This window comes from Mesorhizobium sp. B1-1-8 (assembly GCF_006442795.2).
In the GTDB taxonomy this organism is placed as follows: domain Bacteria; phylum Pseudomonadota; class Alphaproteobacteria; order Rhizobiales; family Rhizobiaceae; genus Mesorhizobium.
Genome location: NZ_CP083957.1, coordinates 412,492 through 438,849, shown reverse-complemented (window position 1 = coordinate 438,849; position 26,358 = coordinate 412,492). Strand labels below are relative to the sequence as shown.

Genomic DNA, 26,358 nt, shown 5'->3' with positions numbered 1-26,358 from the left:
CAGGAACAGGTTTCGGTCTTCGTTCGAAGGAGAAAAACAGGTGGGCGCATGGGTGGAAGCATGATGAACCGCGTAAGAATCGGCGGCGGCCTGTTTGAGGCCGCAATGGTCGCCGTCATGGCGTTGGCGGCTATCGGAATCATCATCGTCATTGCCGTAGGGATTTACTGACGTCCTTCAGCCCCGCTGTGCAATTTGAGCGGCAACCTAGGTAGGCACGGGGGCAAATAGACACAGGTTCATCTGGTAATGGGTCAGTTTGAAATTTGATCTTTGGATTTGGCGGCCGGCTTCGGCGGACTGGCCTCGTTGATGATCCGCAAGGCTTCCTCTGTGGTGATCCCGCACTTGCGGGCATAGTAGGCGGCTTCCGTTTGAACCTCGTCATCAAACGGCAGTGCAATAATAGCCTCCTTTGCTTTTCGCTCTGCCTTCCTGCTCATACCGCGAATCATATCACAATTCTGATATGAACATGTTAAAGCAGGTAAGTTGAGGGGCCGCCGCACCGGCAGGTTAAAAGACCAGGTTCCCTCAATGGCTCGCTCTTCGGAAGAAGCGAGCCATTTTTTTGGGGCCTGCCGCCATTTCAAACTGGCCGCTAGCCGATTGCATTCGGCCAAAGCTCTGCTAGCTTCCTAAGACAAAGCAACTCGAAAGCTGGGGGGCCGGCACTACGTGGCGTTGGTTCTCGGCTTAGGGCTCGGATTCTTGGCGGGACCGAGCCCTTCTTTTTATGGCTCGCGCCGTTTTTTATAAGGGCCGCGAAACATCTGTTTCTCCGCTTCCTTCGCCTCGATAAGCGCAATCTCCCAAAGCTTGTCAGTGACACCAGCGGCCATCGCCGGGTCATGCGCAGCGAAGCATGAATGCGGATGAAGTTATAATACATGAAATGCAGCGCAACCGCGTTGGCGTGAGCTTCCACCTTCTTTGAGAAGCCGTTGGTCAGGCGGGTGAAGCGGCGCATGTGCATCCGCATGGTGGGTTCTGGCGTTTCGCGAATGACGTGCTGACATGCTTGATGTCGGGGTTCCTTCGATCCGCTCTTTTCTTGCGCCAGTGGATTTGGCAGGGATGTATCGGCCCGCCTTGGCCCTGGCGGGCCCGCCCTTTCTGCCGGCCTTTGAGTCGGTACGAATTCGTCCTCGCTGCTTTGAGAGGCGAAAGCCATCACGAGCAGGCTGAGGTCGCCGGAACCCCCGCCGTAAGCGCATCTTTGAGTGCTCGCGCTTGCCAGCAAGCCGCTCGCTAATGAGGTGGGGAACATTATCGCCCGGTCCAAGTTCGGCACGTAACGCAATCCGGTCACATAATTTGGCACACGACCCGTCCCCGAATGTTTTGATCCGCAAGCTTCAGAACATCTCCGCTCTGACCCAGTCAGAAATAGCTATCTTAGAAGGCATCCCACTTCTAAAGAGGGACTATCAGGCCAATCAGGACATTGTGCGCGAGGGAGATCGACCCACTCATTCATTTGTCGTCTTGAAGGGCTTGGTGGGATCAACCAAGCTTACCGGCGAGGGCAAACGGCAGATCACATCGTTCTTTGTTCCAGGAGATCTTCCCGATCTCCATGGAATCCATCTCTCGGTTCTGGACTGCACCTTCTCATCTCTCACGCGCGCCAGTCTGGGCTTCATGCGGCATGATGCCATGCAAGCCCTCTGCGACCAACATGCCTCCATAGCAACTGTGTTTTGGCGCTCGACGCTGATCGACGCAGCGATTTATCGAGAATGGGTCACCAACCTCGGAAGGCGCGACGCCTATGCTGGTATGGCTCACATTCTGTGCGAACTCATCGTCCGCCTTCACTCCATGGGCCTCATTGAGGATCATGTAGCGGAGCTTCCGATCACCCAGACTGCACTTGCCGATGCGTTAGGCTTGTCAACCGTGCACGTGAACCGAGTGCTTCAGGAATTGCGACGAGACGGGTTGATAATCACCGAGGGCTCGCGATTTCATGCTATTGACTGGCCCGGGCTCGTCCGAGCAGGAGATTTTGACGCCACTTACCTGCACCAAAGGACCGCGAAAACGTTGTGATGGACGAGCTGGCTCGATGGCGAGATATTTCTTTGACAGCGGTGACCGCGACATTGTGCTCAAGGATGAGGTAGGTGTCGAATGCGATGGGATCGAGAGTGCGCGTCGGGAGGCCATACAAGGTTTAATAGACCTGACAAGAGACGCCCTTGAGGACCTCGATGGCCAGCAGTTATTCATCGAAATCCGCGACGAGCATGGCGAGAAGCTGGCGAGGTTGAGCCTGTCTCTGGATACGCGACTGGATGGGCAATGAGGTTTGTGACCTGCGCCTATGGCGGTGAACACGCTGCATGTCCGGCCCACATGCAGGAATGCGAGCTCTGCAGCCCCATCTGCTGAATTTGCACGAGCCCGCCAGGAATTCCTTTGTGCCACTCAGTACGCAGTCTACGTTTGATACGTCGCCCGCTTCAGGGTCGGGCCTGTCGCATCAGGTTTTCGGCGCTGAGTTAAGCCCAGCCAGGCGCCCCAAGGGCAGGGTCGCATCGGGTCGTCAGCTCCAATGTGTCTACTCGCGTGCGAGAATTCTGATCAAAATAAACTCGACATCATAGTTCAGTAATTGCTAAATTAGCCATTCATTAACCCTCTGCCCCCCGGTATATGATCAGATGTATTTTCCGCAGTTTCTGATTGGGATGCTCACGACGTCCGGCATCGTTGCCTTCTGGAGCTACGTGGCCACAGGGTCGATCTGGCAGGCCTCGGGCTGGACCGTCATCGCCGCGGTGTTGTTGCAGGTCGCATACTTCGTGTTGGCAACATGGCTTGTTTCCAGACGGCGCGATTTGGAAAAGACAGGTGCGGACAAGGATACAGCCCGACAGTCCGTCAGCCCGACTCGGTCGACGCGTAATAAGGATGGTCTCTCGCACTAGGCGCGGACGTGACCTTGCCCCTCTGATCTAATCCGGTTTGAAGTTCGTTCTGGCCTATCGAGAGGACCAGGACATGAAGCGCAGCCGTTTCTCTGAAGAGCAGATCATCGGAATTTTGAAGGAGCATGAGGCCGGGGTTTCGGTCGCCGATCTGTGTCGGAAGCACGGCGTCAGCGATGCTTCGATCTACAACCGTCTTGGCCAAACGGACAGGTGGCGGCCGCAGAATTTTCCTTTTCGGAGGGGATCTGGGGTCGCTGCTGAGCCCCATTTGCTGTTGGATGGCAATCGCTTTTCGAATAGACCACTACCCGTGGCTGCCGTTAGTTATCCCTACCAGGGCATCCGCTTTCATTCCCGGAGGCGCGATGAACATTTCCATATTCTCGCGCGACAGCTCCCAGTGCTCGAACACCAAGTCGACAACAGCGTCCTCATCATGACCGCTGATGGCTGAGATAAAGGCATCGTGGTGTTCGACTGCTATATTGAGCCGTTTGCGCATGTCATCATTGCGCGGACGAAAGAAGGTATGGCCAATGCGCGCGTGGTCGATCAGCAGCCTGCCGAGGCTCGGCTGAAGGTAGACATTCGAGGACATCTCACCGATGATCTCGTGAAACCTGTTGTTCTCGACCACCATGGAAAGTGCATCGCCCGACTTGCTCGCCGTGCGGAAACGCTCCTGCGTTTCCTTCAGGTCCGACATCTGTGAGGGCTTGAAATTCTGAACCGCCAGCCGGCCGATGGCTGCGTAAACCATCGGAGCGACCAAAAAGAATTGCCTGAGGGTCGAGTGGTTCATCGGGACGACCCTGGCGCCTCGGTTCGCCCGAATTTCGATGTAGCCTTCGCCCTCCAGCCGGCGGAAGATTTCCCTGACCGGGGTCCGCGACAAGCCGTAGCGCTCGCTTAGTGCCACTTCATCCAAATCCTCGTCAGGATCGAGCTCCATGGTCAGAATGCGACGCTTCAAGTCTTCGTAGAGACTGCCCTTGCTACCCTTCACCGCTCACCTCCGCAATGACTTCGTCGACTCGGTCGCATTTGAGCATGCCGGAAAAATCGCACGCGGTTGCGCCGGCTGTCAATGGATTGTATTATTTACGTACACAACATAGGTATTCGAACCGGCTCACGATTGCGGTGGCTTGCCTTTGCATCGGAGGGATTAATCCGGCGTATGGTGAGTGCCGCCCAAGCTCATCCTCCGCTCGGACGGATGCCCGTTCAAGTGCCGACGGAACTCGAATGAAAATCGGTAAGTGAATTCGAATGGCCAAGAAGTTTGCATTCCTTCTGGTCCGCGACTTTACGCTGTCGCCGCTATCGCTGTTCATCGACACACTGCGCCTGGCCGGCGATGAAGGCGACCGGAGCCGCAGGGTAGAGTTCGATTGGCAGGTGATCGGTGAGCGCGGCCTGCCGATCAAGGCAAGCTGTGGCGTCGAATTGCTGCCGACAAAGGAAGTTGGACATCCTGAGGATTTCGACAACGTCGTGGTTGTAGGCGGCCTGCTCGATCCCAACCGTGCCCTCAGTTCGGAAAAGGAAGCATTCCTTTTGCGTGCTGCACAGAAGGGGATCCCGTTGACCGCGCTTTGCACCGGAAGCTTCGTGCTGGCGCGCTACGGCCTGCTGGACGGCTACAGCGCCGCCGTCAGTTGGTTTCATATCAAGGATTTCCGCGCCGAGTTTCCCGACGTGAACGCGCATGCCGACAGCCTCTATTCCGTCGACCGTGGCCGCGCGACCTGTGCTGGTGGCACCGGTGCGGCGGACCTCGCCGGCTATTTCGTATCGCAGTTCATCGGCCAGAAGGCGGCGGAAAAGGCGGCCAAGATCCTGGTGCTGGATCGCATCCGCAACGTCAGGGACGTGCAGCCGGTTGGAGACCTGTTTCCCGCAGCGTCGAGCCGCGCGGTGAAGCGGGCGCTGCTCTTGATGGAGAGCAGTCTGCAAGAGAAGGTGTCGGTTACCGAGATCGCCAGCCGCCTGAATTGCTCGCGACGCCAGCTCGAGCGCCTCTTCGGCACCGAACTGGGGATCAGCCCGATGGCCGCCTATCTGGCGCTCAGGGTGCACTACGCAAAATCCCTGCTCGAAGGTAGCGATCTGCAGGTCGGCGAAATCGCCTATCGCTGCGGCTTCGGCAATGCCGGCCATTTCAGCCGTGTGTTCCGCCAGCACACCGGGATCACTCCGACCCAACTCAGGCATCCGAACCGATAGGCGCGATGAGCGGGAAGACAGCGTGGCCGCGTACGAGAAGGTGTCGTACTGCTGGTCGGCTGCAGAATCGTGATTGGTCGCGCCCGACCTCTCATCGCCGTCAGCTTTCCGGCGCCATCCTGCACCTCGCCGGCATGAAGTCGCCATCAAGGACGAGGAGGCGCCGATCTTCCAGGTTCCCGATTGTGGTCTTGTCGGCGATCTCTTCACTGTGCTGCCCAAGCTCGAAAACGCAACCCAACAATAGCGCACATTCCGGGGGTCCTGATCTGCACTTCCCAATAGGGCCTGCGATGGCACGATGGTGTCTTTATACAGTCAATTTCCGTCAGGTGCTGTAACGGGCGCTGGCATTTCTATGCCGGGCTCTACGTCATCCCATTCCTGCTGGTGCTCGCGTGCACGGGCCTGATCATGGTCTACGGCAATTCGATCGAAACCTTCCCCGGCGCCAAGCATTATGTGGCGCCAGGTAGCGAGCGCGCTTCCTACGAGACGCAGTCGCAAGCGGCCGTCGCGGCGATCCCCGGCGGGGCCCTGAAGCTGATGGTGGTGCCAAAGGGAGACGACCGCGTCACCGTCTTCATCGTCAGCGGCCATGGCAAGGACAATGTCGTCGCCGTGGATCCGCATGGGGCCAAGGCGCTGGACACGATCGTCAAGGACGACACGTGGTTCTACTGGGCCGACAACATCCACGGCACGCTTCTCATGGGATGTCGGTGACCGGCTCATCGAGGTCGCCGCCGGCCTCGGCATCGTGCTCATCCAGACCGGGCTCTATATGTGGTGGCCACGCAACGGACGTTCGTTCGGCAAGGTGCTGTTTCCGAATCTTCCGCGTGTGGGCGCTCGTTCTGGAAGGAAATCCATGTCTCGCTAGGCTTCTACATCTCGATCGTGCTGTTCTTCTTCCTGCTCTCCGGTCTCTCTTGGACTGGTATCTGGGGCACTAAGATCATGCAGGCCTGGAGCACCTTTCCGGCGGCGAAATGGGACAATTTCCCGCTCTCCGACAAGACGCGTGCCAGCATGACCCATAGCGCTATGAAGAAAGTGCCGTGGACGCTGGAGCAGCAGCGGCGGCAGCCTGACGCTCGAACGAGCTCGCCCGCTTTTGCGGACAAGCCCATATCGCGGAACAATTGGGCTCCGCCATCAGGTAGGATCATTTCCCGCCCGGATCGAGCAGGCCGAAGACCGAGACCAGCAGGATGGCCGCGAGACCGAAGCCGATCTCTGCGATTGTGCCAGCCCGGATTGCGGCGAGGGAGGAGGCGCGGTCGCGGCCGAGCCGCGGCACGAACCAGTAGCGGTTGAGGATCGCTGTCGCCGTCATGATGAGAACGACCGCGACCTTCGCCGTCAACAACGCCTGGTAGGTGGAACTCCAGCCGAGCGGCCAGCCGACGATCAACAGGCTGTTGCCGGTACCAGAGAGGATGGTCAGAGCGACCGCCCAATGGCCGGCCCGCGAGAAGCGGCGAAGCGCCACCGATGCCTCCGTCCGGAATGGCGGCTGGCCGAATCTGGCCAGCACGAGCACAAGCGGGAGCAAGGCGCCGAACCATGCGCCGGCGGCAAGCACGTGCAGGATGTCGTTGAGCGGATGGACAACGCCTTGCCAGCCGCCCTGCATGACGGCGTGTCCGCTGAGCGCGAGGCTGGCAAGGGCCAGGGCCGCCATCGCAGCCGTCGCCATTGGCGCAAGGCGGGCGGAAGCGCCCTGCGCGATCGCCAGCGCGCCGGCAGCTGACAGTTGCCAAAGCCACGCCTTGCCGACGCTCGTCGAGGCAAGGATGTCGCCGAGTACCTGCCCGTTGACGGCATCCGGCCAGCCATCGCCGATGATCGCGGCCTGCAGCGGCAATGCCGCGCATGTCGTGACCAGGGCCAGGCTGACCGCCGCAAGTCGAAAGATCGTCAACCTCTCCGCCACCGGCTCGGCCAGACCTCGCGGGACAAGCGTTGCAAGATAGCCGAAGCCGCCCCATAGCAGCATCAGCACCGTATCGTGAACGAAGCGGCAGGCCATGAGCAGGGTGTCCGGCGTCATCGGGCGGCCGGGCAATGCGACGTAGTGCGGTCCGTCATCGGGCGAGCGAAAGAGGGGGCATCGGTCGTGCCCCTCCGGTCGATCACGGCTTCACGGTGAACTTGTAGTCGCCATGCGTCTTGTGGCCGTCCTGCGACAGCGCGTGCCACTCGACCTTGTACGTGCCGGCGGCGAGACCGGCGGGTAGATTGACCATGAAGGTCTTATTCCCGTCCATCAGCATATCGTTGTCGGTCTTGACCGCCTTCTTGTCGGGTCCGGTGACCTTCACGCCCGTGAACTTCAGGTTGAGCTCCTCGCTGAACTTGAGGTCGAGCTCCGTCGGCGCTTCCTTGACCGTTCCGTTGATCGGCGGTTGCGCCGCTTCGAGATGGGCATGGGCGTACGCGGCGCAAGAAAGTACGAGGGAAGAGATGGCTGCGAATGCAGTGGCGAGAACGATATTGCGCATGATTCATTTCCTTATGCTAGGCGGACTACGCCGGCCCGAATTGAATTGGAGATTAGTCGATCATCTAGAAGCGATCCTGCAACCGCCGCGGTTGCTTCCGCCGGTTTCCAGGCAGGAGACCGCGCGAGCTGAGCGGCTGAAGCTTGTAACGCCACACCACCGCATCGGAAAAACGTTTGCTGTCGGAGGCGAGGAGGAAGGCGTTCCAACAGCGGCTCGACGCTGTTCGCCTCTGGAACGATCGCCGCTCCAAAATCGCAGCCGGACAGGCAGCAGTCGCAATCATGGGCGCCGCTATGCGATCCGCTGTGTGAAGTGGTTCCCACATAGGGGTGCACAAGATATTGCCGAAAGCATCGTGCGGCCCGGCGGCGGCCTGCGCGCCAATTTCCGCACCGCTCAGGAATGCCTGACCGAAAAGGACCAGTGCAGCGGCGATCGCTACTGGAGCAGGCGACCGTTTGCGCGACAATGTCATTTGGTCAAGCCGATCCTGTCTTTCAGCGGCTATAGCATACGTGATTTCGGCTTGGCTATCGTGGCTTCGGCCAGCGCGACGATAGCAAAAAATTGGGCGCCGGGCGAAACCGTGGCGGCGCGCGCATCAATTCACATTTCTGTTATGTGATAACGTTGCTTTCTGGTTGACTGACGTAATAACATAACCTACCCAGTGATCGCTCCGGCGACAGGTGTTGCCTCGCTCTGCAAAGGGAGAAAGACATGCGTTCCTTTCCATTTATGGCGGCGCTGTTGTTCGCCGCGGCACTGCTGACAGGCGGCGGTGCTCGCGCCGAAGATAAGGTGAATATCGTCGCGGCCGAGAACTTCTATGGCGATCTAGCCCGGCAGATTGGCGGCAGCAGTGTCGCGGTGACCAGCATCCTTGCCAATCCCGACGACGACCCGCATCTGTTCGAGACGAGCCCTTCAACGGCGCGCACGATCGCCGACGCCAAGATCATCATCTACAACGGCGCGGATTACGATCCGTGGATGGACAAGCTTCTATCAGCTTCCACCAACGCGCAGCGCACGACCATCGTGGCCGCGGATCTGATCGGCAAGAAGTCGGGCGACAACCCGCACCTGTGGTACAATCCGGCGACGCTGCCCGCGATCGCCAAGGAACTCGCCGCCGATCTTTCAAAGCTTGATCCGGCCAATGCAGTCCACTACCAGGCCAATCTCGCAAAATTCCAGTCGTCGCTGGATGCGATCAACAAGCAGATCGATGACGTCAAGAAGGCCTACGGCGGAACACAGGTAACCGCGACGGAGCCGGTGTTCGGCTATATGGCCGATGCCCTCGGCCTCAAGATGCTGAACTACGATTTTCAGGTCGCGGTGATGAACGATGCCGAGCCGAGCCCGACGCAGGTGGCGGCATTCGAGAACAGCCTCAAGGACGGATCGGCCAAGATCCTCTTCTACAATTCGCAGGTGACGGACGAAGCGACGACGCGCCTTCTCGACATTGCCAAGCAGAACAAGGTCACCGTTATAGGCGTAACCGAGACCGAGCCCGCCGGCCAGACGATCCAGTCCTGGTTCGGCGGCCAGATCGGCGATGTGCAAAAGGCTCTTGCCGCGCGCACGCAATGAATGTCATCGCCTTCGACAGGGTCACATTGACCTATGGGGGACGCCGGGTTCTTTCCGACGTCTCCTTTTCGATTCCACAGGGTGCGTTCGTGGGGCTGCTTGGCGCAAACGGGGCGGGCAAGACGACGATGCTGCGCGCGATCCTGGGGCTTTTCCGTCCGGCCAGCGGAACGATTTCCGTGCTTGGCCGGTCGCCGACCCGCGGCAATCCCGCCATAGGTTATATGCCGCAGGCGCGCCGCACCGTGACCCATGCCGGCATCAGCGGCTTCGATCTCGTCGTCACGGCGGCAGGCGGTCATCGCTGGCGTTGGCCGGCGGCGTCGGCGATCGAGAAGGACGCGGCATGGAAAGCGCTTGAAGAGGTCGGCGCGGCCGATATCGCCAGGAGGCCGTTCGCGGAGCTGTCGGGGGGCGAGCGGCAGCGAATCCTCATCGCCCAGTCGCTTATAGGTAATCCCAGGCTGCTCTTGCTCGACGAGCCGCTGATCAGCCTGGATGCCGCGCATCAGCGCACCATCATCGAACTCGTCCATGAGGTCGGCGAGCGGCTGGGTATCGCCGTCATCTTCTGCTCGCACGAGATCAACCCGTTGCTGCGCGCCGTCGATGCCGTCCTCTATCTCGGCAACGGCAACGCCGCGATCGGCAGCGTCGACGAGGTCATCAACGGTCCGGTCCTGTCGAGACTTTATGGAACGCACATCAACGTGGTGCGGCTAGGCGGACGCATCTTCGTCATGGCGGATGACATTGAATTGGAGGGCGCTGCACATGTTCACGATGTTTGACTACGAATTCATGCGCAACGCCTTCGCCGCATGCACGGTCGTTGCCATCGTGACCGGGGCGGTAGGATATTTCCTTGTGCTGCGAGGCCAGACCTTCGCCGGACATGCGCTGGCCCATGTCGGATTTCCCGGCGCAACGGGCGCCGGCTTGCTCGGCCTGTCGCCATTCTTCGGGTTGACCATCTTCACCGTGCTGGCTGGCATCGGCATCGGCCTTCTGGGCGAAAGAGCGCATCGCGACGTCGCGATCGGCATCGTGCTGACACTTTCGCTCGGCCTCGGCTTGCTATTCCTGCATTTCTACACCGCTTTCGCATCCCAGGCGACGAATGTTCTGTTCGGAAATGTGCTCGGCATCAGTTTCCGGACGGTCGTCATCCTTGCAGCGCTTTCCCTGGCGATCCTGGTCAGCTTGACCTTCATTTCCAGACCCTTGCTCTTCGCCAGCCTGCAGCCTGAGCTGGCGGAGGCGAAGGGGGTGAACCTCGATCTGGTTTCGACATTGTTCATGATCATTGTCGCCGTGACGACGGCTGAAGCCACCCAAATCGTCGGCGTGCTTCTCGTCTTCGCGCTGATGGTCGCCCCGGCGGCAACGACGCTGCGCCTGACCCGCGGTGTGCTGCGGGGCATCCTTGTCTCGATCGCGCTAGCGGTCGCCATCGCCTGGATCAGCTTATGGCTTGCGTTCGAAACAGACTGGCCGACGAGCTTCTGGATCACATCGCTCGGTGCCACTGGCTATCTGGGCGCCGGTCTCATCCAGCGCTTGAAGGCGGCGCAATGACTCCCTGATGAACGGCTGAAGCGTCGAACACCAGAGCAGCCGGCCTGCCGCAGCCACGCGACCAAGATGTTTTTCTGGCCGGGATACCGCTCACGGCATCAGCTTGTGTTCGCGCTGCTTCAAGGAATCGCGCGGCCGCGTAAATTGCTGAACAGGAGCCTCGTAGCGGTGTCTTCCGATGCCCAATCCATCGGCTGGAGCAGCCGCCGATGGTTCGGGCGTGGCTGTTGGAGGCTTAGTGGCGATCGCCGTTCCTCCAAGGAGGAGCCCGATCGCGACCAGCCAACTGCCCAGAATGCGTGTGCCGATCGTGTACCACGCAGGCGGGAAAATTCGTCCGACAAGGCCGACGGCGACAACGATCCAAAGGGCGATGATCGTCCCCGAGAGCGGTATTCGGAGATCGTTCAACGTAGGGTCGGTGAACTTTGTGACGACGGCCAACAACGCGCCGATGAGCAACGCCGCGGCGGGGATCGTGTAAGTTCGGAAACGACCGGAAACGACGAGAACGATGCCGATTATCAGCATCGAAAATGGCGCGGTCAGGAAAGCGTGAGTCGTCGCTCCCGGTACGCCGGCCATGACATCAAGGAATCGATCATAAAGCAGAGCCCCGACCACCTCGCCCAGCAGCAATGCCACGAGTGTGAGAACTCCAAGCCTCACGCTTACCAGAGCGGTTGCAAGGCCCAATCCAACCAGCGGCAAGACGCGTTCAGGAGAAAGGGCGCTGTTGAGGATCCACCACGACGTCTGCGTCCTTTCCGAAGAGGTCGCAAGTACGCCGATCATGGCAACGCCGGCGACAGCTACGACAGGGCCTGACCATCGAAGCAGGAATCGCCACGCCGATCGCTTGGGATATGTTTCAGGGGACAAGGAAATAAACGCCTCCTGCCGCGATCAATCCGCCCAGGCCCTGCGACAACCGTCCGCCGAGTGCCTTGCCCAGCAGAAGTCCGAATCCGATACCGAGCAGGTGGATCAGACCGGTGGCGATGACGAAGCCGATGGCATAGTCGGCTGGGTCGGCTGCATTCGGCAGTTCCGCGCCGTGGGCGTGTCCGTGGCAGATGGCGAACACGGCAATCATAAGCAACGCAACCCATTCCGCCGGCCGCCAGGCGCAGGCGATGGCCAGCCCCAGGGTGATGATCGACAGCGCAATGCCAATCTCAACACCGGGCAGCGGGACACCTGCTATTCCGGCAATCCCGCCTACGACCATGATCAGCGGGAATGCAACAGGCAGCGTCCAGATCGAACGCCCACCGATCTGGGCGCCCCACAGTCCCACGGCAAACATAGCCAGGAAATGATCAGGCCCGGTCAGCGGATGTTCGAAGCCGCTGCCAAACCCACCCGTCCCCGATTGAATGATATGCGCTTGCGCCATCGTTGACCCGGCCGTCAGAGCTGTTGCCGTCGCCACCATGCCGTATGCAAAGTAGCCAAACCGGATTTGGCTGCTGATGGACGGCAGCTCCGCTTTCTCTTCAAGACTCTGCACCACTCACGAACCTGCCATGTTGCCAAACCGGCAAATTGCCATCGATGGAATCATCAAGATATGACTTTTACGCTCAATGGATTCAGCGAACCAGAAAACGGCTATTTTTGGCGTTGAACTCGAAGCGGAGCGTCAATCGTCGGCGCTGGAGCCTGAGAGCGCAAGGGTGCCGAAGCCGAAACGAAGAGGCGCTTGAAGTCCGGTCCCCTCTGGGAATTCAATCCGGAGCAGATCTGGCGGGCAGATTGGCCTTCGGAATCGAAAACTCGCCGAGAGACGGAGGCGATCAGCTTCGAGGCGTCGCGAGAGCATTCGTTTTGTGCTTGATACGTTATACTATAACCGATAACAAGATGAAACCGCCCCTCAACCGAGTGTTCCGCCATGCAGACCCAGACTCCCGTGACCGTGCTGACCGGCTATCTCGGCGCGGGCAAAACCACGCTGTTGAACCGTATCCTGTCCGAAAATCACGGCAAGAAATATGCCGTCATCGTCAATGAGTTCGGCGAGGTCGGCATCGACAACGATCTTATCGTCGACGCCGACGAAGAAGTGTTCGAGATGAACAATGGCTGCATCTGCTGCACGGTGCGCGGCGATTTGATTCGCATCATCGACAGCCTCATGCGCCGCCGCGACCGTTTCGACGCGATCCTGGTGGAAACGACCGGCCTCGCCGATCCGGCGCCGGTCGCGCAGACCTTTTTCGTCGACGAGGACGTTCGTTCCAAGACCAGGCTCGATTCCATCGTGACAGTGGTCGACGCCAAGCATCTGCTCGGCGAGATCGACGAAGCGCACGAAGCCCAGGAGCAACTGGCATTCGCCGACACGGTGCTGCTCAACAAGACCGACCTCGTCTCGGCCGAAGACCTGAAGGAGGTCGAAAGCCGCATCCGGCGCATCAACCCCACGGTTTCCATCCACCGCACACAGCGTTGCGACGTCGATCTCGACAAAGTTCTCGGCCGCAATTCGTTCGACCTCGACCGTATCCTCGAAGTTGAACCGGATTTCCTCGACGAGTTCCACGAGCATGAGCACGATGACCATGTGACCAGCTTCGCTCTGGTCACCAGGGATCCGCTCGACCCGAAAAAATTCCTGCCTTGGCTGCAGACGGTCACCCAGCAGTTCGGCATGGATATGTTGCGCATGAAGGGCATTCTCGCTTTCAAGGACGACGACGACCGCTTTGTAGTGCAAGCCGTCCATATGCTGCTGGAAGGCGATCACCAGCGGCCGTGGAAGGCTGATGAGGAACGGACCAGTCGTCTTGTCTTCATCGGTCGCAATCTGCCGAAGGGTATCATCGAGAGCGGGTTCATGGGGTGCCGGGCGTGACCTTCGCCTATCACGAGAGGCTGCGAAGCTGGTGAAATTCGTCAATCCCTTTGCGCCCAGACGGGGGCCTTCATCATCTCATGCCGACAGGATCAAACAATGGATACGCGATGGGCTTGATCTGAAGGAAGATGTCGCAATCACCGTGACGGAGGTTCGCTGCCGCGAATCCGGCTGCCCCGACTTGGAGACGGTCATCAGCATATTCGAGGTGGAGCGGCCGATACGCTCCTTGCGCGTCGGCAAGGCCGTGGCAATGATTGCAGAGCCCGACATCGCGCTCGCGCTGCAAATTGGGCAACGGCTTCTCGACGCAAACGCGGAGAGTTCATCCCCGAAGGTAAGCGTCAAACAGCATTAAAGGCATGGACTGGATCGAGGATCAAATTGAATGGATTGCGGGCGGCAAAAAGGTTGCCGTCGGCCTGACCCGTTTTGGAACGGGCAAGAACCTGCTCCTTTTGCCGGCGCTCAGCTCGATCTCGACCCGCGCCGAAATGCGACCGCTGCAGGAGCGGCTCGGCGCATCCTTTGCCACGACGGCCATCGACTGGCCCGGCTTCGGCGCCTTGCCTCGCCCCAGGATTGCCTGGCGCCCGGAACTTTATCGTACATTCCTGCGCTTCGTGACGCAGAGTGTCGTACAGCCTGCTGCGACCATCGCTGCCGGTCATGGCGCGGGCTATGCGCTGGCAGAGGCCGCCGAAAATCCGGGTGGCTTCGGTCGCCTTTGCCTGCTGTCGCCGACCTGGCGTGGGCCGCTTCCAACCATGACCGGCAGGCGAATGGCGCTGTTTCGCGGGCTGGCAAAGGCCGTCGACCTGCCGCTCGCCGGGTCTTTTCTCTATCGGCTCAATGTGAACAGCCTTGTCATCGGCATGATGGCGCGCGGCCATGTCTATGCCGATCCGGCCTGGCTGACTCCGGAGCGTATGGCCGAAAAACGCACCGTCACCGACGCGCCTGGCGCCCGCTACGCTTCCTTCCGGTTCGTCGCCGGGGAACTCGATCCTTTCACCGATCGCGATGCCTTCCTGGAAAGCGCGCGACGTATCTTGACGAAGATACTCGTCGTCTACGGCGGCGGAACTCCACGCAAGTCGCGCGCAGAGATGACCGGTCTCGGATCGCTAACGAATGTGCGGACCGTCGTACTGCCGGGCGGCAAGTTCTCCTTCTATGAAGAGTTTCCGAACCAGACCTGGGAGCTGATCAATCCACTCCTTTTCGAATCCGACTGAGGTCCGACCGGTTCGCGACACCCAAGGATATGACGTTGGCATAACCCAGGGCCGCTGCTTCAGGGAGCTAAGGCGTTGCAGCTGGCACAGCGCACCTTGAGTTCAATAGCGACAGTATCGATCTGGAAGGCCTCTTGCTCGGCCCAGGCCACAAGCCGGCGATCGACTGCCTCGTCATGGTGTTCAACAACAGTTCCACACCGGTCGCAAACCGCGAGGATCGTTGTCTGTCCACGATGGGGGTGCGCATCGGTGCAGCGCACGAAGGCGTTGGTGCTCTCGACCTTGTGGACGATACCGCATTGAACGAGGCTGTTGACGGCCCGGTAAATCTGCACGGGTGATTTGATCCCGCGAGGCCTAAGTTCCCTCAAAATCTCGTAGGCGCCGATCGGTTTACGCGCCTTGTCTATGATTTCCAGCACGAGCGCCTGGTTCCTAGTCAGACCGCCGGGGAGGATCGTGCCGACGCGGTTGAGATCGAGCATTGGGTTCACGTTTCTGTTACGAAATAACATGACCAATGTAATAACATAACTTACCGAGGGGTCAACTGGAATTGAGATCTACGGAGATCGCATGCAGGCAGACGCAGGGCGCGCCGCGAAAGCGACAACCGGCAGCAGGTCATGACGATCGCCACGACGAGTTCATTCGCCGCTTCCTGCTCCACGCATTGCCGCGTGGATTCCACCGCGTCCGTCACTAAGGCCCTGCTCGCCGGCTCGGCGCGCAAAAATAGCGCTCGCGCTCGCCCGCGAACTGCTGAACGTGGCGCTGCCGCCCTATGACGACACCGACGTCCGCCCGGCATGCCCATGCTGCGGCGGACGCAGTCATCATCGAGACGTTTGAAGGTTGGAGGCAGCCGCGCGGACCGCCGGACACTCAGTTTGGCGATCTTTTTTCCCTTGACCGTAATCTTGCCGAGGCTCGGCTCGATCAGACGGTTGAGTAGGCGGATCAGCGTCGACCTGCCGCTTCCAGAGAGGCCCATGACGCAGAAGATTTCGCCGCGCCGGACCTGCAGACTGGCGTTGGCAACGACGACGCAGTTGAACTCCTGGAGCACCTGTTTCTTGGAAAGCCCGCGCTCGGAGATCGCCTCGTCCCGCGTTGAGGCGCATTTCCGGGCGTGATAGTCCGCCTGGGTCACTGTCTCGCGATCCTTGACGCTTATCGTCGCCTTGTTGCCCGCGTCAGGAATCATTGAGGGGCCGCCGCACCGGCAGTTTAAAAGACCAGGTTCCCTCAACGGCTCGCTCTTCGGAAGGCGCGCCAATTTTTTGAGTGTGGCTACCGCTGAGTCTTTGCAACGGCCATACCCCGTAAGGCTTCGTTTCATCGAAATACTTGATTTTTATTGTGTTATTTGAATGTTTGGCGGCGAGAGCGGGACTCATTTCGCGCTGCGTTGTTGACGCGGGGCTGACCGATACAAGGGGTGCTTTTTCGTAGGCGACTTCGCTTGGACATTAGCCCGGGATATAGGTACAGGCCGTTTCGACGCCGGTCGCGTCAGGCAGTCGCTTGAGGAGAGTCTTCTGGCTCTCGGCCTCGATCGCGTTCACATAGTGCACCTTCACGACCCCGAACATTCCGCCGATCTTGACGAGATCACGCCGCCAGGCGGTGTTTTACCAACCTCCTCTTAAACATCCGGCTAGTCAGCCCGAAGCGTCGGAATCGCGTCCGCGAGTTGTCTGCCGGGGCGTCATCACAATGAAGGGTGAACCGACAGATGGCCTGTGAAATCATTGTCGACCGACCAGGAGAGGCGCTCGCCTGAGCGGCGCTCCGGCAAGAATGACTAGGCGGCCCGCCCTCGCGTCGCGTTTGGAACGGACCGCTTTGACGATGCCGGGCCTGACATTTGCTGTCCTACTCTCGAACTTCACGAGGAGGATATGAGGGATCTTCCGATGGACATTGATGCCGACGCCGTGATCGCGGTCGGCCATTACCTCGACGATCACAGCAAGACCACTCCAGTTTCTGTTTCAGACGCGATGAGGGTCATTCGAAAACGGGGCCATGACGCGCCTCTCCGATCTCGAGCTAGAGACATTGATAGTTGAAAGTGCAGGCGCGCGCCGCCTAGGCGTTTTGTTGGACTCCCACGACGACTGAGATTACCTCGGGTCTCGGGCGCGCAGGTCGAGATGACCGAACCTGCCGGCAGCACGTCCCATCATCACAATGAATGGCGACTTGCGTAGCTGACCGTAGCACCGTCGCAGGCGGGAAAACGTCCACGGGAGCGGCCTTTTCCGCATGGAGAAAGTCAAAGTGCAAGCAGTTGGCATTTACCGATGCCCAGAAGAAACCCACCCTTCGCTTGCATTCTGGCGGGAGCCAGGGGCAGCTACGTCACCGAACACGCCTACCGCGCCGGGGGACACAAGCCCGACTTTGATGAGTTGCCTTGGGAAGGGGATTATCGAGCCACAAAGGAAAAATGTCGGGAGCTTAGCGCTACGACGCTCCGCTTAGGCTCGAGTTTTCCTCCATCTTGTATAAAGGCAAATGGGAGTTGACGATCAGCCACTGGGTCACGATCGACCCGAGTAACTTCGGCTTTGAAACCTGTCTCTCCGCGGCGACGCCGTCCAGAGCCTCCTCGACAAAGGAATCTATCTGCGAGCCGCTGTCCTCATTCCCGAGAATCATTGCGGCACGACGAAGAAGAACCTTCAGCTCACCCGGCGGCATCTCTGCAGTTCGATCAGATGCCTGCAAGAGCTCTTGGGCGATTTGCAATCTTCTCATTGCGGCACGATAAACCTACCAGATCAAATGAGCCATCAGCCTCGCTGTAGTTTCCACAAATGTGTGGCGGCGTTCGCTCCATCACCGAGGCTTGACGATCGCGCGGGTCCACTCGGCTATCTAGTCGACAAAATCTGCCCACCTCTCGTCTTTGCCTGAACCCAACTGACTTGCCGCTTCCATGTAGGTTTCGCGGTAGAGGGCATACTTCGATTCGCGCTCTGCCTCAGGGAGTGAGACGATCTCCATTGCTCGACGCTGGATTGACTCCTGGACTTCCTCTATCGCCATGTTGCGCAGTGCAGTGTAACCGCTTCGTCCCCGCGAGAGCGTTTCTTTAATGGTTAGTCCTGCCAGGCGCGGCGGCCAGTTCGGACGCGTGCACAAGGATTTCACGGGACCTCTTTGTCAGCCGGCGGTTCTGCTCGATGAGTTCCTGAGTTTGTTTGATGCGTATGAGGCTTTGCCGCTCCCTCTCATCGAGCTGCTCAACTAGCTTTTTGGTGTCGTTGACCTGTTGCATGACGATGCCGCCTTCCAACGCGTCTGCCCGCGATTCAAACCCGCGAGGATGGAAACCGTTCCGTAGGCATTGCGTATGTGCGTCTAGCTGGCATAATTCGGCGTAACAAATCGCCTTCTACCAAAGCCAGGCAGGCAGACCTTTGAACCTTTTGCGTGTTCGCCTTAGGAGCCACCCGAAAATGGTGGCTAGCATGCGGGATTTTTCCTCAGCCTCACGGCGGCGGGCCCGCTTTTACGAAAGAACCAGCGGAACCTAAAGCCCGAAGGAGGGTGTCCCAAGGTCGTTCGCGTCATGGCCAAGGGGTGGCATGGGATTGCCGACGTCCGTCTGGGGCAAAGTGACGGTTCCGGTCGCGGTGCAGTCTGGTTTTCCCGTTGCTGCCGCTTTGATCGACAGACCTGCACATGCCTTGGCAGTGACCGTTGCCTTCTGGTGCGCCACAGCGCAAGTTGACGCGGCAAGAGTGAAGGCCGCGCAAACGATAGCCGACTTCCCCTTTTTAGCAAAAGCTAATACGTAATGTTAACCGACGGTCAAGGCGACCTGAGCCCAAGCGAAGGCGGCTCGGCGCTGTGGCTTCCCGTTCCAGCTTCGCGAGCCATCCCAAGCAGCGTCCAAGCTTGACAAGCCTGACAGCCTCGACGCTATTGGAGCGCATTGAGGGAATGGCGCCGCCGGAAGCGCGAAACGGGCGAGGCAGGTGCAACGCATGCAAATGACTTTTCCCGAGAATGTGCCGCCATTCATTGCCGTCGGTGCCTCGGGCCCCGAAGGCTTGGATGACTTGAAGGATCTGCTCGAGGCGCTGCCCGTGGGGCTGCCGGCCATTGTGCTGGCAGTCCTTCACCGTCCCAGCGGCCATGTCAGCCATCTTCGGGAGGTGCTCGCATCACGATCGGCGTTGCCGGTCGTCATCGCGCAGGAAGGCGACGCCTTCCGCCTGGGAACCTGCTACATCGGAGAGCCAGCCGCCCACCTCTCCTTGGCTGAACGGAGCCGGGTTCATTTGATCGAGGGCGCCAACGACAAGTTTCGCAACCAGACTGTGGACCTGCTGTTCACGTCGGTCGCTGCCTATGCCAAGACCAATGGTATCGGGGTAGTGCTCAGGGGTTCACTTAGTGACGGTTCGCGTGGGCTTGCTGACATCCATTTTGCGGGCGGCGCCACAATGGTTGTAGGTCGGGCCGGCAGAGCAACGAAAGGGATGCCGGAGAATGCAACCAATTATGACGGGCCGATAGATTTCGTCGGACCCATCGAGAAAATCGCTGCCGAAATTTCCCGTCGAATCGACAACCTGGTGCTACGCGAGGCCTAACGATTTGGACGAGGTCGGCCGTCATGGCGATTCATCCACTATTCCGTTGGGACCTGATGGGCGTCTTTGTCGATGCTTTCCTCAGCACTTTTGATAAGATGGAATGCTTTGTCTCGGGCAAGCCGCATCTCCGGGCCTAATAGTCCGCTTCGCTCGTTGCCTCGCGATCATCGACACGCTGAACGGTATCGTTGTTTTCTTTCCCATGCCGCGAAACACGGTATGGTTTGAAGCCGAAGGCCTACGAGCTGCTTGGCGTCGAGCGGGAAGCAGGCAAACCGGCGATCGCCCGATGGCACGCCGTAGCACTGGGCGCTATGTCGGCCCCGCCTTCAGCGCCTGAAGAGCAGGGGGTAGCCCTCACTTTTCGTCCTTGTAGGACTTCGCGGCTTCATCGATTTTCCTCCAGTCGTTGCCATGACGACGTACGAGCTCCCTTGCCTGACTGGGAGTTATTTTGTGGGTATCAACGACGTGCGAGACCTCGGCGTCCTCGCCCTTAAGCGGCCGGCTACGAGGCTTTTTCGGAGCCCTAGCACGTCGATCTTCACCGGATTCTGGCATTGAAACTCCTCCGCAGGCCATGACTGCCGGTTAACCGGCTACAGGGCATAAGGTTTCATCAGCATTTTCTGGAACGCGCGCTGACAGGCAGCGTTGAGGCGACATGACCGACATTGATGATGCACGCGATGATGATGTCTTGGATTTGCTTGCGGGCCGCCTCGTTAAGGAGGCAGGCATAACGAAGGATCAGGCCCGTGAGTTGATCAAGCTGATTGGAACCGACTGGAGTTCGTTGCTTCGTGAAGCCCATTTCATCAAAGAAAGCGGTACCGACAAATGAGCAAACGAGGCGCTGAGTTCTTCGGCCAATGGGTCAAGGACCACGTGATGTGCGGAAGTGTCGGCGCGGACATCATTTCGGAGTTGACGGCCAAGCTGTTTGCAGATGCGAACGCAGCAGGCATTTCTGCAGACGAGATAGAGGAGGAGATCGGAAGCGCGAATCAGGCGATCCTCGCGGCGATCGTCGGCTCCGAAGGTGAACCCAGGTAGACGGCGCGCAGGCAAGATCAAGATCGCCGACGCCGTCCCATCCGAGTTTCCTCAGGGTTCATCTGACGTGACAAAGGAAAGTGCGATCAGGTCGTCAACGTCGATGCCGCCGCGGCCGTTATCCATAACGTTGGCCACCCTTTGAAATGCCTCCATGTCATTCATGCTCAAGTTGGCCGCCTGCAATCTTTCTTGCAGACCCGTCACCTTGCTTTCCAAGATTTTGGAAATTTCGAACATAGTCGCCTCCCTTGATATCCGATGCGGCATGCCAGACGCCGAGCATTAAGGCCGCAAACACGACCGGCCCGATGAACAAGCCGATAGCCATGGTCACGAACACGGCAATGCCCAACCCCTCTGCCTGCCTGGCAACTTTCGTGAAATCGCCGTCTGCTGTCGGAAGGAGCTCGAGGAGGGAGAGGTCGCTTCGAGCTGGAGCGCCGTTGTCGTTTGCCGGAACTGCTGCGGCGATCTGCAGGTCGGATACCCTTCGGGAACGAGGCCGTGCTTTAGGGCAGGGATCGCAGGCGCTCACACGCATATCGTCAAGCACCTGACTGAACCGACCTGCAGTGTCTTTGGAAAAGGGCCAGCTTAGCCGAATAGCCAAGCCGCAGTTTGGTCTGGCAGGCATCGCACCTGAAGGTGCTCACAGCCTTGAACCATGAACCGTTTTTCACAATCGGCCGATGGCAGCTGGGGCACTTGTATCGAATGCTCACGTCGCGCAACTTGTCCGAGATCGACACTGTTCACCTCTGCCTGGCCGTGTTTGCGATCGATGCCCGCCAGATCGCAGGAACTGGCGGGCATCTATCGACTGGCGATGAAGGGACTCACGTTCGCCAGTTCGGGACCTAATGGAGCAGCGGCCGATTTGTTTCGCGGCTGGGACCAATGCTCTGGAGGGTAAGACTACCGTCCCAAAGGGCTCACTGACTTTTTCTCATGATTGGCGATCGGGGCGCAGTAGCCTCGGTGAAGGGCTTGCCTGGGATTTGATTCGGGCCACAGCCAGTCTGGGACCGTTCGCGTCGAAGACCACGCCCGCCGCCTCAAGAGCACGGCGGATAGCGGCTCTTTTCTGAATCCGGGGAGTTCTGGTCCCGTTCTCGAATTCGCGAATGGTGCCTTCGCCGAGGCTGGCTTTGGCCCCAAGGCGAACTTGCGACCACTTCAGCAGCGCTCGTGCGGCTCGCGACTGATCTGGCGTCAGGTCTAACGGTGCTTTCGACGATTTATCAGCCATCCAAGTCCAGCGGCTCTTGGCCCGGCTGCTCGTGCCAGATGACTTGCCGCAGACCGCTTTTATCGACCTGCTGGCCGCAGATCCCGAATTGATAGAAACGGTCGCGTTCGTCGGCTGCGTCTTGCGGTTTTCCTGGTTTGCCCAACTGCCGCAGGTCTGAAAGCTTCATCATCGGCCGGCCAGCGCTTTGGCTTCCCGTTCCAGGGTGTCACGGTCATTGCCGTGCTTGGCTATGAGTTCTCTCACCTCGGGGATGGTGAGCTGGAATTTTCTAGCGAAGTGAGCGACCTCATATTCCTCATCGCCTGAGACGAGACCACGGTCTCGGAAATCGCGCTTGCTCTTGTCGTCTGCCATGACTTTTCCTCCTGATGAGGAAACCTCCGCTGCGCGCGAATGTTCCGCATTGCTTTTTCAGCAAACGCTAACGGACCTGACGTGCGTGCGTATGAAATTCATCCCTCTGAGGGTGCCAGAGTTGGTCGACCGAGCGCCAGAAGGCGACGAGCGGAGCCCACGAGGTGAAGTTCAAGGGCTTCCGCACCCAAGCGCTCAAGGATCAAGACGGCATCCGCGTCTGCACCCGCCGGGGGCCACGACTGGACCGCCAAGTATCGGCCGCTTCTCGACGAGGCCGCGGCGCTCGAGGCCGAGAGCTTCATGGTCGAAGGCGAAACCATCGTCACCAATAAAGCGGGCTGGCCAACTTCGGTGCCCTGTGATCGGCCATTACCGAAGGGTCTGAAAAAAGAAAAGGCGGAGTGGCTCAAGCCGGGCGTTTGGCGGGCTAGTTAAGACCCTCAAAGGTGAGGAGATGCTTCGACACGCCGCACTGAGGGATTCTGGGAGGACGATTAAAGCAGCGGAACTTGCGGCCGTTCGGCGGTTGATGCTTGTCGTAGCAGGAGATCAGCACATGGCTGCGCCAAGGGCGGTCTGGAAGGGATTTCTGAAGGTTGGTTCGGTCTCGTGCGGCGTGAAGCTGGTCGGCGCAACCAGCGAGGCAGGAAAGGTCCACTTCAAGATCCTGAACCGCAAGGACGGCCTGCCGGTCAAAAGCGCCTATGTCGACGAAGGGACCGGTGACATCGTCGAGACCGAGGATCAGACCAAAGGCTTTGAGCTCGACAAGGGCGATTTCGTCGAGATCGAACCTGACGAGATCAAGAAGCTCAAGCTCACCTCGCAGCACACGCTGGAAGTCGGCGAATTCGTCGATATCGCCGACATCGACACGCGGTATTTGGAAAAACCCTACTACGTCATTCCGGCCGACGGTGCCGCGGTCGAAGCATTCAGTGTGCTGCGCGAGGCGATGAAGAAAAAGCGCGTCGCGGCGCGCTCCTGCGTGGTGCTTTACCAGCGCGGCCGGGAAGTCGTCATTCAGCCTTTCGGCAAAGGCATGCTGCTCACCGAACTGCGGACTCACAACGAAATGGTTTCGGAAAAAAGCGTCTTCGACGATCTGAAGTCGCCGAAATACGACAAGGACCTGCTCGAGATCGCCGAGCTTCTGATCGAAAAGAAGGTGACGAAGTTCGATCCGTCGAAATTCGAGGACACCTATGAGGACGCGCTGATTGCCATGATCGACGCCAAGCGCAAGGGCAAGAAGCCGCCGAAGCCGGCGCCCAGGCCGAAAGAAAACGTCATCGACCTCGCCTCTGTATTGAAGAAGAGCTTGGCAAAGGAAGGTATCGAGCGGACCCCCAAGGCCAAATCAGCCACAAAAGAATCCGCATAGACCTACGCGACAGAACCAGTGCGACGGTCGTCGCGGCCTGGCAAAACCAAATGCGCGCCTTTGCTGCAGCCTGGATGCTCACAGACGCGGTTTTCGACCGCCCTCCGCGGCGCCCGCGGGGCGACCTTGACGATTTCGTCACTCATAGCAACTTGATCGGCTCGATCAGCACGGCGTGGTCGGTGGGCTGCTTGTCCTTGATGCAAGCATTGATCTCCCGGCCCACACGATAGAACTGCAGCTGCCCATCGATGTCGCGGCTGAGAATGTCCCTGAGGTCGCCGACAGGCGTCTTGGGGTCGAGCCAGGCGTCATAATAGGCCCGATCGAGGATCAGAGGCTGACGATCTTGGATCTGGTTGACTGGCGCCGCGGACGGCTCGGTGATGATCGTGCAGCTGGTGATATCAAGATTCGAGTTGTAGACCATAGACCAGCGAACGAGAACGGCGCATGGCCGGGCTGAAAGATGTGCCAAGGGTCTCTGCCCTTATCGGCGGGAGAGATTGTCCACTCGCGCGCATTAAAGGTGGCAGCCTTGGGCATTTCCTTCGCCCAGAATGGAATGAGCCACCATCGACCGTTGCGGAGCTGGTGATTGCCGTCGTCGCCGGCGGTCATGAAAGGCGCTTCTTCGCTCGGTGCGATGTTGTAGCGCGGCGCATCGTTTCGGCCGATCTCCGCCGGCGCGGTCAGCCGATACAGGCGGTGTATCTCAGACCACGACAGGTATCTGGTGTAGCGAACGCACATGACCCACCTTAGCTGGACCTCCGGCACGCTGAGCGGCCCAAGGTCCAGAATTCGCTCATAGCCGCCCCTGCGCCGCCAGACGCAGCGTGCGCGCCCATTCTCCCTATCGCGCTTCGGATCGAACACGACGCCGAAGGTGTCAAGGAACGCCTTTGCCGCCGCAGCGTCCGCAAGCAGTGCAGACGCCATTGTTGCTGCCTGCCGTCTTCCCAGATTTCGGTTACCGCCCCGGTCCGGCACGACAGGCCACGCTCTTCGAGGAAACGCCTGATCAGCGTGAAATTGCGATCGGTGCAGATGTCGTCGGGCAGGGGCGACCTGGTGTGGCCAGTCACGGTCGATGATCGATGGCGCCGTGATGCTTCGGCTGCGCGCTACTATCAATGTTGCTTTTGCCGAGCGCGCGCCCTCCAGGCTTCCTGTATATGGATGTCGGTTTGGTCGCGCATCGCGTCGGAAAGTGAAATCGCCAACTCCAGATCGTCCGGGTAGATAGCCACGATCGAGGCCGCAACCAGTTCGGTAATAGCCTGCTTTTGACTCACGTCGGACAGGCCGCGCAGCGGCTTCGCCATACTCACCACAGCGCGGTGGATGGCGAGGCATGTCGCGCTTAACCGTGGCATATATCTCGGGCTGCTCGGCTTCGGTGGCTCGCATCGGTTTCATGAGAATGTCTCCGTTTTGCCGAGGCAATTATCCGGTTGACAAACCCAAGGTGAAATAGGAATAGATTCAGGACAGGCCGGCACAGCCAAAACTTTCGACTGGATGGAACCTTTCCTGGCTAACGGGAGTTCAACCCGATTCGGGGACGAAATCCCATGGCACAAAAAGCTCAGGGTGGCGGCGGGGAAGCCATTCGCTCGATGATCCGAGACGAGCGAAACCGCCGCGCATTACACAGCTTTTAGGGCTGGAAGTCGATCCGGTGTTGCCGCTTAACTTCGTCTCGCTACTCAAGGCCCTTGAGGAAGCGGAGGAAGGCGAAGGAGAGGCCGACTCGATCCATTAATGCGCAATGCTCGAATAGATCATACGGAAGTAGGCCCCAGCGCTTGGGTCTGCACCGGGGCCTTTGGGCATGTGCGCTATAACAGCATGTCCGCTTATGAGGCTGCGCTAATATCGTGAATGAATGGTGAATCGAGTCTAGGAACGGTCTCGATGGGCCAGCAAACAAAAACCCCGGACATTGATCCGGGGTTTTGCGTTCGTTGTTAAAAGGCTTCGGTTAACCGCAGCGCGCGATTGTGACATCGTTGCGCGTGTATTCGCTACGTTCCTTCTGCCCCTTCGCGGGACGTGCAAGCGCGCTGCGAACCGTGGCGTCCTTCATCCACTTCTGCATTCGCTTCTCATGACGCTCGGCAGCGTTCTTCATGAGTTCGATCTGTTCATCGCGCTTCAAAGGTGCGTTCATTTCAATCTCCCCGTCAGCAGGAGCACTCGTTTCAACGTACGCTCGGTCTCTACGTTCCGCGTGTCATCATCCAAATTCGCTGACCATTCCAAGGGTCGGCCTCGCCAACTACATAGCCATTTTGCGCAAACAGTAAGGCGATTTGGTGGAATTTGCGTAAAGCTCGCGCCGGCAAATTGGATGTGTATGTGACCATGCTTACAACGTCGGGGGCAACCACGTCAATTAAACGCTGTACGAGCGTCATGACGATTGCGTTGGTCAATGCGCGTTCGCCAACGTCTGACAGAAACGATTTCGTCTCGTTCCCGTCCCAATAGTTATGCGAATGGTCGCCATCTACGTAGGTTTCAACAATGCTGAAAACAAGCTCGAAATCATGCAAACCGCCATGGCCTGGTATCGGCGACAGCGCCACGACCACCGAATAGGTGTGGTCTGTTCCGTCGTCGTAACCAATCGCGACACGCGCGATGTGTTCGCCGTTACCACTAAGCTCAATTATTTCGAGAGGCTCGTCGGGACTGTGAACGAAAACAAAAGCCAAACAGG

Annotated in this window: 34 protein-coding genes and 6 pseudogenes; 20 read left to right on the top strand and 20 right to left on the bottom strand. The window is 59.0% G+C overall.

Annotation, left to right across the window (positions count from 1 at the left end; all coding sequences use genetic code 11):
* Positions 1-254: 254 nt before the first annotated feature.
* Both FJ974_RS29825 and FJ974_RS29820 read right to left on the bottom strand, forming a co-directional pair.
* Positions 255-623 carry a hypothetical protein gene (locus tag FJ974_RS29825; protein ID WP_226891686.1) on the bottom strand — a complete coding sequence of 123 codons (369 nt, stop codon included), beginning with the start codon at positions 621-623 and terminating at the stop codon, positions 255-257.
* 111 nt (positions 624-734) lie between these two features.
* A pseudogene (locus FJ974_RS29820) lies at positions 735-1,085 on the bottom strand (IS1 family transposase); the annotation flags it as partial.
* Between the two features lie 259 nt (positions 1,086-1,344).
* Between FJ974_RS29820 and FJ974_RS29815 the strand changes: the two are divergent.
* The 4 genes and pseudogenes from FJ974_RS29815 to FJ974_RS29800 all read left to right on the top strand — a co-directional run.
* A complete protein-coding gene (locus FJ974_RS29815; protein WP_226891685.1) occupies positions 1,345-2,055 on the top strand; it encodes a Crp/Fnr family transcriptional regulator in 711 nt (236 codons plus the stop codon).
* A gap of 16 nt (positions 2,056-2,071) precedes the next feature.
* Positions 2,072-2,311: a DUF6894 family protein gene (locus tag FJ974_RS29810; RefSeq protein WP_140533460.1), complete on the top strand. Its 240-nt coding sequence runs from the start codon at positions 2,072-2,074 to the stop codon at positions 2,309-2,311.
* A gap of 358 nt (positions 2,312-2,669) precedes the next feature.
* Entirely contained in the window at positions 2,670-2,936 is a 267-nt protein-coding gene (locus FJ974_RS29805; RefSeq protein WP_140533459.1) for a hypothetical protein, read from the top strand.
* A gap of 73 nt (positions 2,937-3,009) precedes the next feature.
* A pseudogene (locus FJ974_RS29800) lies at positions 3,010-3,126 on the top strand (transposase); the annotation flags it as partial.
* A 117-nt stretch (positions 3,127-3,243) separates the two neighbouring features.
* On the opposite strand, the gene FJ974_RS29795 reads toward FJ974_RS29800, so the two are convergent.
* The gene (locus tag FJ974_RS29795; RefSeq protein ID WP_413468381.1) at positions 3,244-3,891 is read right to left on the bottom strand and encodes a GntR family transcriptional regulator; all 648 of its coding nucleotides are present in this window, start codon (positions 3,889-3,891) and stop codon (positions 3,244-3,246) included.
* Between the two features lie 320 nt (positions 3,892-4,211).
* Between FJ974_RS29795 and FJ974_RS29790 the strand changes: the two genes are divergently transcribed.
* The 3 genes and pseudogenes from FJ974_RS29790 to FJ974_RS29780 all read left to right on the top strand — a co-directional run.
* The gene (locus tag FJ974_RS29790) at positions 4,212-5,168 is read left to right on the top strand and encodes a GlxA family transcriptional regulator (protein WP_140533457.1); all 957 of its coding nucleotides are present in this window, start codon (positions 4,212-4,214) and stop codon (positions 5,166-5,168) included.
* A 104-nt stretch (positions 5,169-5,272) separates the two neighbouring features.
* Positions 5,273-5,415, top strand: a pseudogene (locus FJ974_RS29785) (electron transfer flavoprotein subunit alpha/FixB family protein); the annotation flags it as partial.
* A gap of 143 nt (positions 5,416-5,558) precedes the next feature.
* Positions 5,559-6,176: pseudogene (locus tag FJ974_RS29780) on the top strand (PepSY domain-containing protein); the annotation flags it as partial.
* Positions 6,177-6,336: 160 nt separating this feature from the next.
* Here the strand turns inward: FJ974_RS29780 and copD are convergent.
* Together copD and copC are read right to left on the bottom strand one after the other, a co-directional pair.
* Positions 6,337-7,224, bottom strand: coding sequence for a copper homeostasis membrane protein CopD (gene copD / locus FJ974_RS29775; RefSeq protein WP_140533454.1), 888 nt, complete (start codon positions 7,222-7,224; stop codon positions 6,337-6,339).
* A gap of 82 nt (positions 7,225-7,306) precedes the next feature.
* Positions 7,307-7,675 carry a copper homeostasis periplasmic binding protein CopC gene (copC, locus tag FJ974_RS29770; RefSeq protein WP_140533453.1) on the bottom strand — a complete coding sequence of 123 codons (369 nt, stop codon included), beginning with the start codon at positions 7,673-7,675 and terminating at the stop codon, positions 7,307-7,309.
* On the opposite strand from copC, the gene FJ974_RS29765 reads away from it, so the two are divergent.
* The 4 genes from FJ974_RS29765 (at position 7,674) to FJ974_RS29750 (ending at position 10,858) form a co-directional block, all read left to right on the top strand.
* A complete protein-coding gene (locus tag FJ974_RS29765) occupies positions 7,674-8,303 on the top strand; it encodes a hypothetical protein (protein ID WP_140533452.1) in 630 nt (209 codons plus the stop codon). The genes copC and FJ974_RS29765 overlap by 2 nt on opposite strands.
* A gap of 95 nt (positions 8,304-8,398) precedes the next feature.
* Positions 8,399-9,280 carry a metal ABC transporter solute-binding protein, Zn/Mn family gene (locus FJ974_RS29760; protein WP_140533451.1) on the top strand — a complete coding sequence of 294 codons (882 nt, stop codon included), beginning with the start codon at positions 8,399-8,401 and terminating at the stop codon, positions 9,278-9,280.
* Entirely contained in the window at positions 9,277-10,071 is a 795-nt protein-coding gene (locus tag FJ974_RS29755) for a metal ABC transporter ATP-binding protein (protein ID WP_140533450.1), read from the top strand. Before FJ974_RS29760 ends, FJ974_RS29755 begins: the two co-directional genes overlap by 4 nt.
* Complete coding sequence (locus tag FJ974_RS29750; protein WP_140533565.1) at positions 10,064-10,858, top strand: metal ABC transporter permease; 795 nt, start codon at positions 10,064-10,066, stop codon at positions 10,856-10,858. Before FJ974_RS29755 ends, FJ974_RS29750 begins: the two co-directional genes overlap by 8 nt.
* A gap of 90 nt (positions 10,859-10,948) precedes the next feature.
* Here FJ974_RS29750 and FJ974_RS29745 read toward each other — a convergent pair whose 3' ends face one another.
* The gene (locus tag FJ974_RS29745) at positions 10,949-11,653 is read right to left on the bottom strand and encodes a hypothetical protein (RefSeq protein WP_140533449.1); all 705 of its coding nucleotides are present in this window, start codon (positions 11,651-11,653) and stop codon (positions 10,949-10,951) included.
* Positions 11,654-11,729: 76 nt separating this feature from the next.
* Complete coding sequence (locus FJ974_RS29740) at positions 11,730-12,296, bottom strand: HupE/UreJ family protein (protein WP_140533564.1); 567 nt, start codon at positions 12,294-12,296, stop codon at positions 11,730-11,732.
* A gap of 459 nt (positions 12,297-12,755) precedes the next feature.
* On the opposite strand from FJ974_RS29740, the gene FJ974_RS29735 reads away from it, so the two are divergent.
* Genes FJ974_RS29735 through FJ974_RS29725 form a run of 3 tightly spaced genes read left to right on the top strand, consistent with a single transcriptional unit; the run spans position 12,756 to position 14,959 of the window.
* On the top strand, positions 12,756-13,718 hold the full coding sequence (locus FJ974_RS29735) for a CobW family GTP-binding protein (protein WP_140533448.1): 963 nt from the start codon (positions 12,756-12,758) through the stop codon (positions 13,716-13,718).
* Positions 13,719-13,749: 31 nt separating this feature from the next.
* Positions 13,750-14,079 carry a nitrate reductase gene (locus tag FJ974_RS29730; RefSeq protein WP_140533447.1) on the top strand — a complete coding sequence of 110 codons (330 nt, stop codon included), beginning with the start codon at positions 13,750-13,752 and terminating at the stop codon, positions 14,077-14,079.
* A 4-nt stretch (positions 14,080-14,083) separates the two neighbouring features.
* The gene (locus FJ974_RS29725) at positions 14,084-14,959 is read left to right on the top strand and encodes an alpha/beta hydrolase (protein ID WP_140533446.1); all 876 of its coding nucleotides are present in this window, start codon (positions 14,084-14,086) and stop codon (positions 14,957-14,959) included.
* A 59-nt stretch (positions 14,960-15,018) separates the two neighbouring features.
* Here the strand turns inward: FJ974_RS29725 and FJ974_RS29720 are convergent, their stop codons facing one another.
* Positions 15,019-15,447 carry a Fur family transcriptional regulator gene (locus FJ974_RS29720; protein WP_181177128.1) on the bottom strand — a complete coding sequence of 143 codons (429 nt, stop codon included), beginning with the start codon at positions 15,445-15,447 and terminating at the stop codon, positions 15,019-15,021.
* A 111-nt stretch (positions 15,448-15,558) separates the two neighbouring features.
* Here FJ974_RS29720 and FJ974_RS29715 point away from each other — a divergent pair.
* A pseudogene (locus tag FJ974_RS29715) lies at positions 15,559-15,917 on the top strand (transposase); the annotation flags it as partial.
* On the opposite strand, the pseudogene FJ974_RS29710 reads toward FJ974_RS29715, so the two are convergent.
* From FJ974_RS29710 to FJ974_RS29700, 4 genes and pseudogenes are all read right to left on the bottom strand, one after another.
* Positions 15,846-16,115, bottom strand: a pseudogene (locus FJ974_RS29710) (ATP-binding cassette domain-containing protein); the annotation flags it as partial. The pseudogenes FJ974_RS29715 and FJ974_RS29710 overlap by 72 nt on opposite strands.
* Positions 16,116-16,434: 319 nt before the next feature.
* Positions 16,435-16,557 (bottom strand): hypothetical protein, encoded by a 123-nt coding sequence (locus tag FJ974_RS30275; RefSeq protein ID WP_264296834.1) that lies wholly within the window; start codon positions 16,555-16,557, stop codon positions 16,435-16,437.
* 877 nt (positions 16,558-17,434) lie between these two features.
* Entirely contained in the window at positions 17,435-17,728 is a 294-nt protein-coding gene (locus FJ974_RS29705; protein ID WP_140533444.1) for a hypothetical protein, read from the bottom strand.
* Between the two features lie 337 nt (positions 17,729-18,065).
* Complete coding sequence (locus FJ974_RS29700) at positions 18,066-18,251, bottom strand: hypothetical protein (RefSeq protein ID WP_140533443.1); 186 nt, start codon at positions 18,249-18,251, stop codon at positions 18,066-18,068.
* 712 nt (positions 18,252-18,963) lie between these two features.
* Between FJ974_RS29700 and FJ974_RS29695 the strand changes: the two genes are divergently transcribed.
* From FJ974_RS29695 to FJ974_RS29685, 3 genes are all read left to right on the top strand, one after another.
* A complete protein-coding gene (locus FJ974_RS29695) occupies positions 18,964-19,575 on the top strand; it encodes a chemotaxis protein CheB (RefSeq protein WP_226891683.1) in 612 nt (203 codons plus the stop codon).
* Between the two features lie 667 nt (positions 19,576-20,242).
* Positions 20,243-20,422 carry a hypothetical protein gene (locus FJ974_RS29690; RefSeq protein ID WP_140533441.1) on the top strand — a complete coding sequence of 60 codons (180 nt, stop codon included), beginning with the start codon at positions 20,243-20,245 and terminating at the stop codon, positions 20,420-20,422.
* Complete coding sequence (locus FJ974_RS29685) at positions 20,419-20,634, top strand: DUF768 domain-containing protein (RefSeq protein WP_140533440.1); 216 nt, start codon at positions 20,419-20,421, stop codon at positions 20,632-20,634. The genes FJ974_RS29690 and FJ974_RS29685 overlap by 4 nt, the downstream gene beginning before the upstream one ends.
* Positions 20,635-20,685: 51 nt before the next feature.
* Here FJ974_RS29685 and FJ974_RS29680 read toward each other — a convergent pair whose 3' ends face one another.
* The 3 genes from FJ974_RS29680 to FJ974_RS29670 all read right to left on the bottom strand — a co-directional run bounded on the left by FJ974_RS29680 (position 20,686) and on the right by FJ974_RS29670 (position 22,243).
* Positions 20,686-20,874: a hypothetical protein gene (locus FJ974_RS29680; protein WP_140533439.1), complete on the bottom strand. Its 189-nt coding sequence runs from the start codon at positions 20,872-20,874 to the stop codon at positions 20,686-20,688.
* Between the two features lie 1,004 nt (positions 20,875-21,878).
* Entirely contained in the window at positions 21,879-22,058 is a 180-nt protein-coding gene (locus tag FJ974_RS29675) for a hypothetical protein (protein WP_140533436.1), read from the bottom strand.
* Positions 22,055-22,243 carry a DUF3606 domain-containing protein gene (locus FJ974_RS29670; RefSeq protein ID WP_140533435.1) on the bottom strand — a complete coding sequence of 63 codons (189 nt, stop codon included), beginning with the start codon at positions 22,241-22,243 and terminating at the stop codon, positions 22,055-22,057. The genes FJ974_RS29675 and FJ974_RS29670 overlap by 4 nt, the downstream gene beginning before the upstream one ends.
* Positions 22,244-22,546: 303 nt before the next feature.
* Between FJ974_RS29670 and FJ974_RS30270 the strand changes: the two genes are divergently transcribed.
* Entirely contained in the window at positions 22,547-22,681 is a 135-nt protein-coding gene (locus FJ974_RS30270) for a hypothetical protein (protein WP_264296833.1), read from the top strand.
* Positions 22,682-22,802: 121 nt separating this feature from the next.
* The gene (locus FJ974_RS29665) at positions 22,803-23,630 is read left to right on the top strand and encodes a Ku protein (protein ID WP_140533434.1); all 828 of its coding nucleotides are present in this window, start codon (positions 22,803-22,805) and stop codon (positions 23,628-23,630) included.
* Between the two features lie 142 nt (positions 23,631-23,772).
* Here FJ974_RS29665 and FJ974_RS29660 read toward each other — a convergent pair whose 3' ends face one another.
* From FJ974_RS29660 to FJ974_RS29640, 5 genes are all read right to left on the bottom strand, one after another.
* A complete protein-coding gene (locus tag FJ974_RS29660; RefSeq protein WP_226891682.1) occupies positions 23,773-24,060 on the bottom strand; it encodes an SOS response-associated peptidase family protein in 288 nt (95 codons plus the stop codon).
* On the bottom strand, positions 23,964-24,383 hold the full coding sequence (locus FJ974_RS29655; RefSeq protein ID WP_226891711.1) for an SOS response-associated peptidase family protein: 420 nt from the start codon (positions 24,381-24,383) through the stop codon (positions 23,964-23,966). Before FJ974_RS29655 ends, FJ974_RS29660 begins: the two co-directional genes overlap by 97 nt.
* 380 nt (positions 24,384-24,763) lie before the next feature.
* Positions 24,764-24,958 carry a hypothetical protein gene (locus FJ974_RS29650; protein ID WP_140533433.1) on the bottom strand — a complete coding sequence of 65 codons (195 nt, stop codon included), beginning with the start codon at positions 24,956-24,958 and terminating at the stop codon, positions 24,764-24,766.
* 659 nt (positions 24,959-25,617) lie between these two features.
* The gene (locus FJ974_RS29645) at positions 25,618-25,806 is read right to left on the bottom strand and encodes a hypothetical protein (RefSeq protein WP_140533432.1); all 189 of its coding nucleotides are present in this window, start codon (positions 25,804-25,806) and stop codon (positions 25,618-25,620) included.
* Positions 25,807-25,855: 49 nt separating this feature from the next.
* Complete coding sequence (locus FJ974_RS29640; protein ID WP_140533431.1) at positions 25,856-26,353, bottom strand: hypothetical protein; 498 nt, start codon at positions 26,351-26,353, stop codon at positions 25,856-25,858.
* Positions 26,354-26,358 lie beyond the last annotated feature (5 nt).